The 12,462-nt window shown below is 71.4% G+C and carries 11 protein-coding genes, 3 tRNA genes and 1 pseudogene; 10 read left to right on the top strand and 5 right to left on the bottom strand.

The annotated features are described in order from the left end of the window. A pseudogene (locus BM076_RS28585) lies at positions 1 to 102 on the bottom strand (roadblock/LC7 domain-containing protein); the annotation flags it as partial. Next, the gene (locus BM076_RS28580) at positions 103 to 4,221 is read right to left on the bottom strand and encodes a sensor histidine kinase (RefSeq protein ID WP_093716614.1); all 4,119 of its coding nucleotides are present in this window, start codon (positions 4,219 to 4,221) and stop codon (positions 103 to 105) included. 601 nt (positions 4,222 to 4,822) lie between these two features. Between BM076_RS28580 and BM076_RS28575 the strand changes: the two genes are divergently transcribed. The 6 genes from BM076_RS28575 to BM076_RS28550 all read left to right on the top strand — a co-directional run bounded on the left by BM076_RS28575 (position 4,823) and on the right by BM076_RS28550 (position 6,994). Then, positions 4,823 to 5,026: a hypothetical protein gene (locus BM076_RS28575; protein WP_093716613.1), complete on the top strand. Its 204-nt coding sequence runs from the start codon at positions 4,823 to 4,825 to the stop codon at positions 5,024 to 5,026. 42 nt (positions 5,027 to 5,068) lie between these two features. Further along, entirely contained in the window at positions 5,069 to 5,866 is a 798-nt protein-coding gene (locus BM076_RS28570) for a fumarylacetoacetate hydrolase family protein (RefSeq protein ID WP_093716612.1), read from the top strand. Between the two features lie 22 nt (positions 5,867 to 5,888). Next, positions 5,889 to 6,608 carry an HAD family hydrolase gene (locus BM076_RS28565; RefSeq protein ID WP_093716611.1) on the top strand — a complete coding sequence of 240 codons (720 nt, stop codon included), beginning with the start codon at positions 5,889 to 5,891 and terminating at the stop codon, positions 6,606 to 6,608. A gap of 86 nt (positions 6,609 to 6,694) precedes the next feature. Then, positions 6,695 to 6,766, top strand: a tRNA-Gln gene (locus BM076_RS28560). A gap of 21 nt (positions 6,767 to 6,787) precedes the next feature. After that, a tRNA-Glu gene (locus BM076_RS28555) sits at positions 6,788 to 6,860 on the top strand. 61 nt (positions 6,861 to 6,921) lie between these two features. Further along, a tRNA-Glu gene (locus BM076_RS28550) sits at positions 6,922 to 6,994 on the top strand. 162 nt (positions 6,995 to 7,156) lie between these two features. Here the strand turns inward: BM076_RS28550 and ndgR are convergent. Beyond that, entirely contained in the window at positions 7,157 to 7,873 is a 717-nt protein-coding gene (gene ndgR / locus BM076_RS28545; RefSeq protein WP_093716610.1) for an IclR family transcriptional regulator NdgR, read from the bottom strand. 183 nt (positions 7,874 to 8,056) lie between these two features. Between ndgR and leuC the strand changes: the two genes are divergently transcribed. The 4 genes from leuC to BM076_RS28525 all read left to right on the top strand — a co-directional run bounded on the left by leuC (position 8,057) and on the right by BM076_RS28525 (position 11,222). Then, on the top strand, positions 8,057 to 9,481 hold the full coding sequence (gene leuC / locus BM076_RS28540; RefSeq protein WP_093716609.1) for a 3-isopropylmalate dehydratase large subunit: 1,425 nt from the start codon (positions 8,057 to 8,059) through the stop codon (positions 9,479 to 9,481). A gap of 7 nt (positions 9,482 to 9,488) precedes the next feature. Next, positions 9,489 to 10,082 (top strand): 3-isopropylmalate dehydratase small subunit, encoded by a 594-nt coding sequence (gene leuD, locus BM076_RS28535; protein ID WP_093716608.1) that lies wholly within the window; start codon positions 9,489 to 9,491, stop codon positions 10,080 to 10,082. Positions 10,083 to 10,247: 165 nt separating this feature from the next. After that, positions 10,248 to 10,472, top strand: coding sequence for an SCO5555 family protein (locus BM076_RS28530; protein ID WP_093716607.1), 225 nt, complete (start codon positions 10,248 to 10,250; stop codon positions 10,470 to 10,472). A 132-nt stretch (positions 10,473 to 10,604) separates the two neighbouring features. Then, positions 10,605 to 11,222, top strand: coding sequence for an HU family DNA-binding protein (locus tag BM076_RS28525; RefSeq protein WP_093716606.1), 618 nt, complete (start codon positions 10,605 to 10,607; stop codon positions 11,220 to 11,222). Positions 11,223 to 11,465: 243 nt separating this feature from the next. Here BM076_RS28525 and BM076_RS28520 read toward each other — a convergent pair whose 3' ends face one another. Together BM076_RS28520 and cofC are read right to left on the bottom strand one after the other, a co-directional pair. Beyond that, complete coding sequence (locus BM076_RS28520; protein ID WP_093716605.1) at positions 11,466 to 11,687, bottom strand: hypothetical protein; 222 nt, start codon at positions 11,685 to 11,687, stop codon at positions 11,466 to 11,468. Between the two features lie 10 nt (positions 11,688 to 11,697). Beyond that, complete coding sequence (gene cofC / locus BM076_RS28515) at positions 11,698 to 12,351, bottom strand: 2-phospho-L-lactate guanylyltransferase (protein WP_245796456.1); 654 nt, start codon at positions 12,349 to 12,351, stop codon at positions 11,698 to 11,700. Positions 12,352 to 12,462 lie beyond the last annotated feature (111 nt).

Raw genomic sequence — 12,462 nt, 5'->3', positions numbered from 1 at the left:
GTCGGCGGAGACCACCACCGTGTGGGACACCCCGGGGGTGTTGTCCACGAAGTTGGTGATCAACCAGTTCAGGTTCTGTGCCGCCTGGCTCATCGCACTCAACTAACGCTCCTGGTGATTCGTACCGAAACCACGCCCGTCGGTGTTGCCCCCGGCCTGGCGGCCCTGCTGGATACCACGGCGGAGGTTGGTCAGACGTCCGCGTACGTCGTCGGGCGCCCGCGAGATCTGCGGACCGCCCTGCGGCGCTTGCTGCTGTGCCGCACCGCCGGCGACGAGGTTGGCCCTCGGCACCCGGCGCGGCAGACCCGACGGGGTGACCCCGCCGGCCGACGGTTCCCGGACCTGCTCGGCCCGCTGACGCAGCGCGTCGTTGGGCGAGGTCCGCCAGTTCGGCGTCTCGCGGGGCAGCGGCTGCGCCACCGGAGCGGCGGGCGCCTGGCCCTGGGAGCCGGACTGGTACTGCGCGGAAGCGGGCACCGAGGCGGGCTGCTGCGGGCCGCCGGTCAGACGGGGACCGCCGTTGGCGTTGGAGCCGCTGCCACCGTTTCCGTTCGAGCCATTGCCGTTGGAGCCGTTTCCGTTGCCGCCGCCGGGGGCCGAGGTCCCCGGGCGCTCGGGCCGGTACCGCTGCGGGGCCGCGGGCGGCGCCGTACGGCCCACCGGGCGGACCGGCGGGGCCTGCTGGCCGCGGCCGTCGCTCTGCTCGACGTGGATCTGCTGCATCCGCTCGGCCTGGCCGGTGCGGAACCAGTCCGACTCCATCGAGGAGAAGATCGGCGTCGGCTCGTCCCCGCGGGCCGGGGCCGGCGGCAGCGCCATCGGCTCGGCCGGCTGCTGCGGCTGCGCCTGCGGTGCCTGCGGCTGCTGGACCGGGTACTGGCCGGTGTCGCCCTGCTGCGGCTGCGGCGGGAGGGGGTACTGACCGGAGTGGTACGGGTCCTGCGGCTGGTTCGGGTCGTAGCCGCCGCCGTCGCCCTGCGGACGGGCGCCGCGCTGCGGCAGGCCCTGGCCCTGGCCGGGGTAGGCGTCCGGGCGCGGACCGCTCGGCGGCGGGCCCTGGTACTGGCCGCCACCCGCGAAGCCCTGCTGCGGCCGACGCTGCGGGGGCTGCTGCGGATGCTGCTGGCGGCCCGGCACCGGGAACTCACCGGTGTCCGACGACGGCACGGCCGGGAACTGCGCGGTGTCGCCGGGGCCGCCCTGCCCGCCCTGGAACTGACCGTCGTTGCCCTGGCCGGGCATCTGGAACTGGCCGGTGCTGTACGTCTCCTCGGGGCTGCGGGCGCCGCGCTGCGGCAGACCGGGGTTCTGGCCGCCGGGGCCACCGGGGCCGCCCGGCATCCGGAACTGGCCGGTGTCGCTGTTGCCCTGACCCTGACCGCCCTGGTTGCCCGGACCGCCCTGCGGCTGGTTGCCGGGGCCGCCCTGACCGCCCTGGCCCATCGGCGCGTAGTCGTCGTCGCGCACCGGGGGGAACTGTGCGGTGTCGCCGGGGCCCGCGCCCTGGCGGGGCGCCGGTCCCGGACGGCCGCCGAAGACGTCGGAACGGAAGCCGGAGGGGCCGGTGTTCTGCGGCTGCGGCGGCGGGAACTGGCCCTGCTGCCCCTGCTGCGGACCGCCGGCCGGCCGGAAGCCCTGGCCGCCCTGGCTGCCGGGGCCGCCCGGCATCGGGAACTGCCCGGTGTCGCTGTTGCCCTGCTGGCCGGGACCGCCCTGCTGACGGCCGTAGCCGCCGGGACCCTGCTGCTGGAAGTCGCCGCGCGGACCCTGGCCCGGAGCGTCGAAGGCGGAGGCCGCCTCGACCTCTTCGTGGCCGCGCGGGGTGTCCTGCATGCCCCGGTCGTCGGGGAAGCCCTGCGCGTCGAAGCCCTGGCGCCCGCCGCCCTGCTGGTCCTGCGCCCAGCGCGGTGTGCCGGGCTGCTGCGGGCCGCCCGGGCTCAGCGCCGGACGCTGCGCGCCGCCGGAGACCGGGGTGCGCTGCGGCTGCCGCGAGACCTGCGGGGAGTTGGGGGAGTTGCCGAAGGCGTTGGCGATGCCTGAGGAACCGGCCGCGGCCGGGGGAGCGCCCGCCGGGCGGCCGCCCATCTGGCCGAGGTTGTTCTTCGGCGCCTTGCCGCCCTGCGTGACGTCGACCGGCAGCATGACCAGCGCGGTCGTACCGCCGGAGTCGGACGGCCGGAGCTGGATCCGGATGCCGTGCCGCAGGGACAGCCGGCCGACCACGAACAGGCCCATGCGGCGGGAGACGGACACGTCCACCGTCGGCGGGTTCGCCAGCCGCTCGTTGATGTCCGCCAGGTCCTCCGGCGACAGGCCGATGCCGGTGTCGTGGATCTCGATCAGCACGCGGCCGTCGGGCAGCGAGTGACCGGTGACCCGCACCTTGGTCTGCGGCGAGGAGAACGACGTGGCGTTCTCCAGCAGCTCGGCGAGCAGGTGGACGAGGTCGTTGACGATACGGCCGGTCACTTCGGCCGACGGCACCGAGGTCAGCTCGATCCGCTCGTACTGCTCCACCTCGGACGCGGCGGCGCGGAGCACGTCGACCAGCGGCACCGGGCGGGTCCACCGGCGGCCCGGCTCCTCACCGGCGAGAACGAGCAGGTTCTCACCGTTGCGGCGCATACGGGTCGCGAGGTGGTCGAGCTTGAACAGCGAGGACAGCTGGTCCGGGTCGGCCTCGCGGGACTCAAGTTCGGAGATCAGCGACAGCTGGCGCTGGATGAGGCCCTGGCTGCGGCGCGAGAGGTTGGTGAACATCGCGTTGACGTTCCCTCGCAGCAGCGCCTGCTCGGCGGCGAGCCGGACCGCCTCGCTGTGGACCTCGTCGAAGGCCCGGGCCACCTGGCCGATCTCGTCACGGCTGTTGATGCCGATCGACTCGACCGAGGTGTCCACGTCCTGCGGGTCGGTCTCGGACAGCTGCTTGACCAGCTCGGGCAGCCGCTTCTGGGCGACGTCGTTGGCGGTCTGCTGCAGCCTGCGCAGCGACCGGATCATCGAGCGCGCCACGACGAAGGCGCCGACCACGGCGACGCCGAGGACGAGCAGGATGATCGCACCGGAGATCAGCGCGGACCGCTTGGCCTCGCTCTGCAGCTTGAGGGCCTTCTGCTGCATCTCGTTGAGCAGCGACCGCTCGATCTGGCTCATCGCCTGGATCTTGGACTTGGCCGCGTCGTCCCAGTCGAGGTACGAGCTGTCGATCTTGGTGATCGCGTTCGGCGAGGCGGCGATCCGCAGCCGGGTGGTGTCGTGCGCGCTGATGTTGGCGTTGCCGCCCTCGATCGGGGCGAGCAGCGCGGCGCTCTTGGGTCCGTAGATCTTCTGGAACCGGGTGAGCGAGGTCTCCTCGTTGGAGGAGCCGTAGGACACCGACTGGTAGTCGTTGGCGGAGAGCTTGCCGCCGGTGGCCAGCGCGGCGCTGATCACCGCGCGCTGGATCGACTCGTACTCCTTGGCGGAGGAGAAGGCCGCCAGCGCGCGGGTGCTCTGGATCATCTCGGGGTTGTTGGTCGCCTGCGCCATGTCCTGGGACAGCGAGAGCAGGGACTGCACCAGGTCGTCGTAGGACGAGACCGTCTGCGAGATGGTGCCGGTCGAGGTGTACGCCTCGTCGCGGATCTGGCTGAGGTTGGCGAGCTGGGTGCCGATCGCCAGCAGGGTGGCGCGGACGCCGGAGAAGACCGGGTCACGCTCGGAGACGTTGTCGCTGGCGGTCAGGTACGCCTTGTACTCGCGGTCGGTGGCCTGCCGGGAGGCGGCCACCGCGTCATTGCCCTTGTCGCCCGAGGACAGCGGGCCGGCCGAACTGTCGCGCTCCTCCTGGAGGGCGGCGGCGAGCTGTGTCGCGTGCTCGGTGATGTCGGTCAGCGTCTTCATGTGCTCGAGCTGGTTGATGTTGTCCAGCGAGCTGTTGATGCGCAGACCGCCCAGCACGGTCGCGGTGACCACGGGGAGGGCGAGCAGGGAGACGAGTCTGGTGCTGATGCGCCAGTTGCGCATGGCTATTCGGGGCCCCGGCTTGCCCGCCAGACCGGTGATCTTGCCCGCCTCGATGCCGCTGGGCGTGCTCGTCCGTCCGGTGGCAGCCGATGCACCCGGCGCACTGCTCGCCGGGTCACCCTGCGCTTGCGGTGTCGGGCCGTTGCCGGTCCCGCCGGGCTGCTGCTCCGGGTCGCCCGCAGCGCCGCTGTCCCTCTTGAAACGTCCCTGCACTAGCGTCGCAACCTCTGGACCAGGCGTCCCCCGCGATGAAGCGGACAGGACGGTGTCGAGTCATGGGGGCTCAGGCCGCCCCGGGTTGCGAGGAGGCCGATGATGCCCTTCACCACCGCTCGGTGCTCGAACGCGCCCCCTGCGCGCCGGCTCGATGTGATGCGGCGGTCCGGGGAATTCCAGCACAGTGCTGGATCTCCCAACAAGGGCCGTAGCCGACCTGTTGGATTCCGTCACTCGTCGCGTCGAGCCCACCACTGAGCGTTGACATTCGATTCGGTGAAAGCGGGGGAATTCGGACCTAGTGACCGCCCGTGCGCACGGGTCACGCGCTGTCCCGGACGGGCCGATCACGGGTGATCCGTACGCATGCGCGGTCAATGACCGGTTTGAGTGTGGCAGTTGGATGCGAACAATGCCCGCTTTGCGACTCACTTCGTGAGCAAAATCACAGCAGGACGGATGTCTGGAGCGCGGGGTTCCGGGAAAAGGCCGCACTAGCCTTGTGCTTTACAATCGCGGTTTTCTGTCAACCCGCGCCGGCCTGCGCGTTTCCGCGCGCCACGGTCGGCGCCCCGAGTCACCGAGGTCCACACGGCCGATGAAGACCACCATGCTGTTCCGTCCGATCGCGAACCCGCGCCGCACCACCCTCGCGCACCTGAAGGACGCGAGTGAACTCGGGGTCGCCACCGCGCCGGACGCCGAGGCCGCCGCCGCGATCGACGAGATCACCGAGCCGCCGCTGCCGCAGCAGACCGCGAACCCGCGCCGCACCGTGCTGACGGAGCTCCCGACCGTCTGAGCCCCCGGGCCCGTCGTGTGGATCACGCCCTAAGCTGGGCGCATGCGTATCGCGAGGTTCTCCATCGACGGAAATGTCGCCTTCGGCGCGGTCGAGACCGCCGAGGGCGACAGCGGCACCGGCACGACCGACGGCCTCGTCATCAACATCATGAAGGGCATCCCCTTCGCGGACTTCGAGCTGTCCGGTACGCGGGTGCCGCTGGACAAGGTGCGGCTGCTGCCGCCGGTCCTGCCGAACAAAGTGGTCGCCATCGGGCGCAATTACGCGGACCACGCCAGGGAACTGGGCCACGAGGTGCCCACCGCGCCCTGGGCCTTCTTCAAACCGTCCACCTCGGTGATCGGCCCCGCCGACCCGATCGTGTACCCCTCCTTCTCGCAGGAGGTGCACCACGAGGCCGAACTGGCCGTCGTCATCGGCCGGCTGTGCCGCGAGGTGCCGCGCGAGCGGGTCAAGGACGTCATCCTCGGCTACACCTGCGCCAACGACGTCACCGCGCGGGACACCCAGCGCACCGAGAAGCAGTGGGCCCGCGCCAAGGGCTTCGACTCCTCCTGCCCGCTCGGCCCCTGGATCGAGACCGACCTCGACCCGTCCGACCTCGCGATCACCGCCACGGTCAACGGCGAACTGCGGCAGGCCGGCCGCACCGCTCAGATGATCAACTCCATCGAGGACCTGATCGTCAACATCACCGAGGCCATGACGCTGCTCCCCGGCGACGTGCTGCTCACCGGCACCCCGGCCGGCGTCGGCCCCCTCCTGCCCGGCGACGAGGTCTCCGTCACCGTCGAGGGCGTCGGCACCCTGACCAACAAGGTCGTCGCGCGCGCCTGACCGGCTCCGTACCCTGGGCCGTATGCCGATACGCGCGGTTCTGTGGGACATCGACGACACGATCTTCGACTACGGGAGCGCCGACCGCGGCGGCCTGCGGGCACACCTGGCCACCGAGGGGCTGCCCGCGGGCTGCGCGAGCGTGGACGCGGCCGTGCTGCGCTGGGGCGAGCTGACCGAACTGCACTGGGCGCGCTTCTCCGCGGGGGAGTGCGACTTCGACCAGCAGCGCAGGGACCGGGTGCGGGACTTCCTGCGGCTGCCGCTGACCGACGCCGAGGCCGAGGAGTGGTTCGGCCGCCACCTCACACACTACGAGGCGGCCTGGTCGCTCTTCCCCGACACCGTGCCCGCCCTGGACCTGCTGACGCCCGGCTACCGGCACGCGGTGCTCTCCAACTCCGCCTTCGTCCACCAGGACCGCAAACTGCGCGCGCTGGGCGTACGCGACCGCTTCGAGGTGCTGCTGTGCGCCGCGGAGCTGGGGGTGTCCAAGCCCGACGCCGCGGCCTTCCACGCCGCCTGCGAGGCGCTGGAGCTGGCGCCGCACGAGGTCGCCTACGTCGGCAACGAGCCGGACATCGACGCGCGCGGCGCGGCCGACGCGGGGCTGCTCGGGATCTGGCTGGACCGCCGCGACATCGGCGGACGCCCCGATCTGACCCGGGTCACCGGGCTCGCCGAGCTGCCTGACCTGCTGCGCGGCGATACTCGTTTTGGAGCGGTGTCCCGCATCGGGTAATGTTCTTCCTGCGCCACCCGAGAGGGCCGAAAGGTCCGGCCGGGGGGCGTGATTGAAACATGACTCCGCAAGGGGTTGCGTTTTGATGGGGTATGGTGTAATTGGCAACACGGCTGATTCTGGTTCAGTTGTTCTAGGTTCGAGTCCTGGTACCCCAGCGCATAGCTCAAGCAGTGCAAGCCCCCGTTGTGTAGCGGCCTAGCACGCCGCCCTCTCAAGGCGGTAGCGCCGGTTCGAATCCGGTCGGGGGTACAGATCCTTCCCGCGTGATCACCTGGGTCGCACCCGGTGGGCATGATGCAGGATCGCCAGGGCCCCCGTTGTGTAGCGGCCTAGCACGCTGCCCTCTCAAGGCAGTAGCGCCGGTTCGAATCCGGTCGGGGGTACACAGACAGAGCACATCCGAGGTCCTCGCCCTACGGCGGGGGCCTTTTGTGTTGCCCCGCGGTTTTTCTGTTTTTCTGTGGTGCCCCACCAGGCGACGCGCGGGCCCGCGGCCCGGGGTGTTCACCCGCCGCACCCGCGGGTGAACCCTGCCGGCGGCGGCCTCAGCCGCTGCGGCGCAGCGCCTCGGTGAGCCGGGCGGCGGCGTCGATGACGGCCTGCGCGTGCATCCGGCCCGGGTGGCGGGTCAGCCGCTCGATCGGGCCGGAGACGGAGACGGCCGCGACCACCCGGTTGGACGGGCCGCGCACCGGCGCCGACACCGAGGCCACCCCGGGCTCCCGCTCGCCGATCGACTGCGACCAGCCCCTGCGGCGTACGCCGGACAGCGCGGTCGCGGTGAAGCGCGCGCCCTGGAGCCCGCGGTGCAGCCGCTCCGGCTCCTCCCAGGCCATCAGCACCTGCGCGGCGGAACCCGCCTTCATCGGCAGCGTGGAGCCCACCGGCACGGTGTCCCGCAGGCCGGACAGCCGCTCCGCGGCGGCCACGCAGATCCGCATGTCGCCCTGACGGCGGTAGAGCTGGGCACTTTCGCCGGTGACGTCCCGCAGGTGCGTGAGCACCGGGCCCGCCGTCGCCAGCAGCCGGTCCTCGCCCGCGGCGGCGGCAAGCTCCGACAGCCGCGGTCCCAGGATGAAGCGGCCCTGCATGTCGCGGGCCACCATGCGGTGGTGTTCGAGCGCTACCGCCAGACGGTGCGCGGTGGGGCGGGCCAGACCCGTGGCGCCGACCAGGCCGGCCAGGGTGGCCGGTCCCGACTCCAGTGCGCTGAGCACCAGAGCCGCCTTGTCGAGAACGCCGACGCCGCTAGAGTTGTCCATGCAACGATACTCGCGTCTCACACTGTGAAACGCAAGTTCAATTTTCCCGGGAAGCCGTCAGGCTGGGGACACAGGGCAGGACGGCCGTGCTCCCGCGGAGACACCAGGGGAACCGACGGCGTCCGGCAATCACGTGCACCACACACGAGTTGGCCCGCGAGGGCGCGGGCCGGAGGGACAGCGATGGGTAGGACACTCGCGGAAAAAGTCTGGGACGACCATGTCGTCCGCCGCGCCGAGGGCGAGCCCGATCTGCTCTTCATCGATCTTCACCTGCTCCACGAGGTGACCAGCCCCCAGGCGTTCGACGGGCTGCGGATGAACGGCCGGCCGGTGCGCCGTACCGACCTCACCATCGCCACCGAGGACCACAACACCCCCACCCTCGACATCGACAAGCCGATCGCGGACCCGGTCTCGCGCACCCAGCTGGAGACGCTGCGCAAGAACTGCGCCGAGTTCGGCGTACGGCTGCACCCGCTCGGTGACGTCGAGCAGGGCGTCGTGCACGTGGTCGGCCCGCAGCTCGGCCTGACCCAGCCCGGCACCACCGTGGTCTGCGGCGACTCGCACACCTCCACCCACGGCGCCTTCGGCGCCCTGGCGTTCGGCATCGGCACCTCCCAGGTCGAGCACGTGCTCGCCACCCAGACGCTGCCGCTGGCGCCGTTCAAGACCATGGCGATCACCGTCGACGGCGAACTGCCCGAGGGCGTCACCGCCAAGGACCTGATCCTCGCCGTCATCACCAAGATCGGCACCGGCGGCGGCCAGGGCTACGTCATCGAATACCGCGGCTCGGCCATCGAGAAGCTGTCGATGGAAGCCCGCATGACCATCTGCAACATGTCGATCGAGGCGGGCGCGCGGGCGGGCATGATCGCCCCCGACGCGACCACGTTCGACTACCTGGAGGGCCGCGCGCACGCCCCCAAGGGCGCGGACTGGGACGCGGCCGTCGCGTACTGGAAGACGCTGCGCACCGACGAGGACGCGGTCTTCGACCACGAGGTGCGGATCGACGCCGCCTCGCTGGCGCCGTTCGTCACCTGGGGCACCAACCCCGGCCAGGGCGCGCCGCTGAGCGCGTCCGTGCCCGACCCGGCGTCCTTCACCGACCCCGGCGAGCGGCTGTCGGCGGAGAAGGCGCTGGAGTACATGGGCCTGTCCGCGGGCCAGCCGCTGCGCGAGGTCGCCGTCGACACCGTCTTCGTCGGCTCCTGCACCAACGGCCGGATCGAGGATCTGCGGGCCGCCGCTTCGGTCGTCGAGGGCCGCAAGGTGGCCGACGGTGTCCGCATGCTGGTCGTGCCGGGTTCCGTACGGGTCGCGCTTCAGGCCGTCGAGGAGGGCCTGGACAAGGTGTTCACCGCGGCGGGCGCCGAATGGCGGCACGCGGGCTGCTCGATGTGTCTGGGCATGAACCCCGACCAACTCGCCCCCGGCGAGCGCTCGGCGTCCACCTCGAACCGCAACTTCGAGGGACGGCAGGGCAAGGGCGGCCGCACCCATCTGGTGTCGCCGCAGGTCGCCGCCGCCACCGCGGTGGTCGGCCGGCTCGCCTCGCCCGCCGATCTGTCCGACGCCCCTGCCCTGACGGAGGTCTGAGACCGCCATGGAAGCCTTCACCACCCACACCGGCCGGGCCGTACCGCTGCGCCGCGGCAACGTCGACACCGACCAGATCATCCCCGCGCACTGGCTGAAGAAGGTCACCCGCAACGGATTCGAGGACGGGCTGTTCGAAGCCTGGCGCAAGGACCCGGACTTCGTCCTGAACGCCCCCGAGCGGCAGGGCGCCACCGTCCTGGTGGCCGGGCCCGACTTCGGTACCGGCTCGTCCCGCGAGCACGCGGTCTGGGCGCTGCAGAACTACGGCTTCAAGACCGTGATCTCGTCCCGCTTCGCGGACATCTTCCGCGGCAATTCGCTGAAGAACGGCCTGCTCACGGTCGTACTGCCGCAGGAGACCGTGGAAACGCTCTGGAAGCTGAGCGAGGCCGACCCGCAGGCCGAGATCACCGTCGACCTGGTGGCGCGCGAGGTGCGCGCCGAGGGGGTCACCGCCTCCTTCGAGCTGGACGACAACGCTCGCTGGCGGCTGCTGGAAGGGCTCGACGACATCAGTCTGACGCTCGCCAACGAGGCCGACATCTCGGCGTTCGAGGCCCAGCGGCCGTCCTTCAAGCCGAGCACAGTGCAGGTCTGACCCCGGGTCCTCTCCGCACCTGAAGCGCCCCCCGCCTGTCGGCAGGGGGCGCTTCGGCATGTTCGGGGTCCTTCGGGGCAGTCCAGGAGTGTCAGGAAAACGGCCCGGAACACCCGGTTGGCCCTGTCGCTCCCGACAACTCGCCGCAGATGGCACAATCGACGCATGGAACGCGACGGCCAACTCCAGCTCTACGGGGTTCTCGCCGCGCGTCTGAAGCAGGCGCATCTGCGCGTCGCGAATCCCGAAGTCCCTGATGGGACACGGCGGGAGTTGAGTCGCCGGCTGCTCGCGGTGACCGCTGTGGCGAAGCACGATCTCGCCGACGCGGCACGGCGCCTGGACGTGTTAACGGCTGAGTTGGACGAGCTCGGAATCCCGGATCGCTGATCCCGTAGAGCACCGAGTTCGTTGCGGCACAAGGGTGATTCGCCCGTTTCGTATTTGATTTGCGGTATATATCCGCCTAGCGTGCGAAAAAGCCCGTACTCATTCGCCGGGCAAGTTTCCGAAGGGGAAGACGTGAACAAGGCGCAGCTCGTAGAAGCGATTGCCGACAAGGTAGGCGGCCGCCAGGCCGCCGCGGACGCGGTTGACGCGGTTCTCGACGCGATCGTCCGTGCGACGGTCTCCGGCGACCGGGTCTCGGTCACCGGTTTCGGTTCGTTCGAGAAGGTGGAGCGTCCGGCCCGTTACGCCCGCAACCCCCAGACCGGGGAGCGGGTCCGGGTCAAGAAGACCTCGGTGCCGCGGTTCCGTGCGGGTCAGGGCTTCAAGGACCTGGTCAGCGGCACCAAGAAGCTCCCGAAGAACGACGTCGCGGTGAAGAAGGCCCCCAAGGGCAGCCTCAGCGGCGGTGCTTCCACGACCACCAAGACCACCACCAAGAAGGCGGCGGCCAAGAAGGCCACGGCCGCGAAGAAGACGGTCGCGAAGAAGGCCGCCACGGCCAAGAAGACGGTCGCGAAGAAGACCACGGCCGCCAAGAAGACCACGGCGAAGAAGGCCACCGCCAAGAAGACCACCGCCAAGAAGGCGGCGGCCAAGAAGGCTCCGGCCAAGAAGGTCACCGCCAAGAAGGCCCCGGCCAAGCGCGCCACGGCCCGCAAGACCGCCGCCAAGCGCACCGCGAGCAGGTAAGTCCCAACCTCCTCGCCGCACCCGCGGCACCCGCACCACCGCGCCGGGCCGGGTCCCTTCAGGGACCCGGCCCGCGCTTCTTTTTGCCGCCCTCTCGCCTCCGGGCGCTTAGACCCGGTGTCGACGGTCGATCGTGCTCGCCCCCCTCGTTCCTCGGGGGCCTGCGCGCGTTCTCCCTTTCGACACCGGCGCGCCCTTTGGCTCGCCGGCTACACCGGCGCACCGCACTCCGCGTCTGCGGGTCTAGTCCTGGACCGGGTCCGGGAAGGTCTGGAGGGTCACGAACGTGACGTGGCGGGAATCGCCGGTGCCCTCGGTGCGGATGCGCAGGCGCTGGCCGGGGCGCAGCAGGCGCAGGCCGCCCGCGTCGAAGGCGGCGGCGTCGAAGGGGAGCGGGGTGCCGTCGTCGAGCAGGACGCTGCCGGAACGGGTGGCGGGGTCGTAGGTGAACGCGGTTGCCTGCATGCGCCGCAGCCTAGTCGGCGATGAGCAGACCGGAGGCGGCCAGCGCGGTGCGTTCGCCGACGCCCAGGGCGAGGGCCGCGCGCAGGTCGTCGCCGGTGTCCACGTCCTGCCGGACGGAGGCGACGTGGGGGAGCGTGATCTCCCGGGCGCCGGTGGCCAGGTGGCGGGCTCGCGAGGGGCCGCCGAAGGCGGGGGAGAGGGCGGAACCGCGCGGCGCGGCGAGCAACGTTGTCCCCACTCCGGCCGCATCGGCCAGAAAAGCCCGCCCCTGGGCGCCCGCGGCCTCCCGGAGCACCTGGGACAGCTCCGCGGGCCGCAAGGCCGGGAGATCGCCGTTCAGCGCCGCGACCGCCGCGTACGGATCACGCCCCCGTACGCGGGCCGCCCCGTACCGCAGCGCCGCGTTCAGCCCCCCGGCCGGCGCGTCCGGCACGACGAACGCGCCGAGCGCCGCCAGCTCCGCCCCGGCCCGCCCGTCGTCCGTGACCACTGTCACGTCGCCCACTTCCGCGCACGCCAGCGCCGCCGCCACCGTGTCCAGTGCGAACGCCAGTGCCAGCGCCGGCCGCACCGCCCCGGCCGCCCGTGCCAGGCGGCTCTTGGCCACCTCGAGCGGCTTCAGCGGTACGACAAGGGACCACTTCCAGGTCACATCGATCGCCACCGCACCATTGTGCGGCCTGTCACCCGCGCCCCTCGGGCGGCCGGGCCCTGGCATTAACGTGTGCTTGGCCGCAGACTTGTGCGGCTGCCGCACGGGCCGTGCCGCACGGAG

The sequence above is a fragment of the Actinacidiphila alni genome (assembly GCF_900112845.1).
GTDB classification, from domain to species: Bacteria; Actinomycetota; Actinomycetes; order Streptomycetales; family Streptomycetaceae; genus Actinacidiphila; species Actinacidiphila alni.
Note: the sequence above shows the minus strand (reverse complement) of the source record. Positions and strands in the feature narration are given on the sequence as shown.

What these genes read in the sequence shown, in the direction of transcription:
- BM076_RS28570 (WP_093716612.1), top strand. Translation starts at nt 5,069, where the DNA reads ATGCGTATCGCGAGGTTCTCCATCGACGGAAATGTCGCCTTCGGCGCG.
- leuC (WP_093716609.1), top strand. Translation starts at nt 8,057, where the DNA reads ATGGGTAGGACACTCGCGGAAAAAGTCTGGGACGACCATGTCGTCCGC.
- BM076_RS28565 (WP_093716611.1), top strand. Translation starts at nt 5,889, where the DNA reads ATGCCGATACGCGCGGTTCTGTGGGACATCGACGACACGATCTTCGAC.
- ndgR (WP_093716610.1), bottom strand. Translation starts at nt 7,873, where the DNA reads ATGGACAACTCTAGCGGCGTCGGCGTTCTCGACAAGGCGGCTCTGGTG.
- leuD (WP_093716608.1), top strand. Translation starts at nt 9,489, where the DNA reads ATGGAAGCCTTCACCACCCACACCGGCCGGGCCGTACCGCTGCGCCGC.
- BM076_RS28520 (WP_093716605.1), bottom strand. Translation starts at nt 11,687, where the DNA reads ATGCAGGCAACCGCGTTCACCTACGACCCCGCCACCCGTTCCGGCAGC.
- BM076_RS28530 (WP_093716607.1), top strand. Translation starts at nt 10,248, where the DNA reads ATGGAACGCGACGGCCAACTCCAGCTCTACGGGGTTCTCGCCGCGCGT.
- BM076_RS28575 (WP_093716613.1), top strand. Translation starts at nt 4,823, where the DNA reads ATGAAGACCACCATGCTGTTCCGTCCGATCGCGAACCCGCGCCGCACC.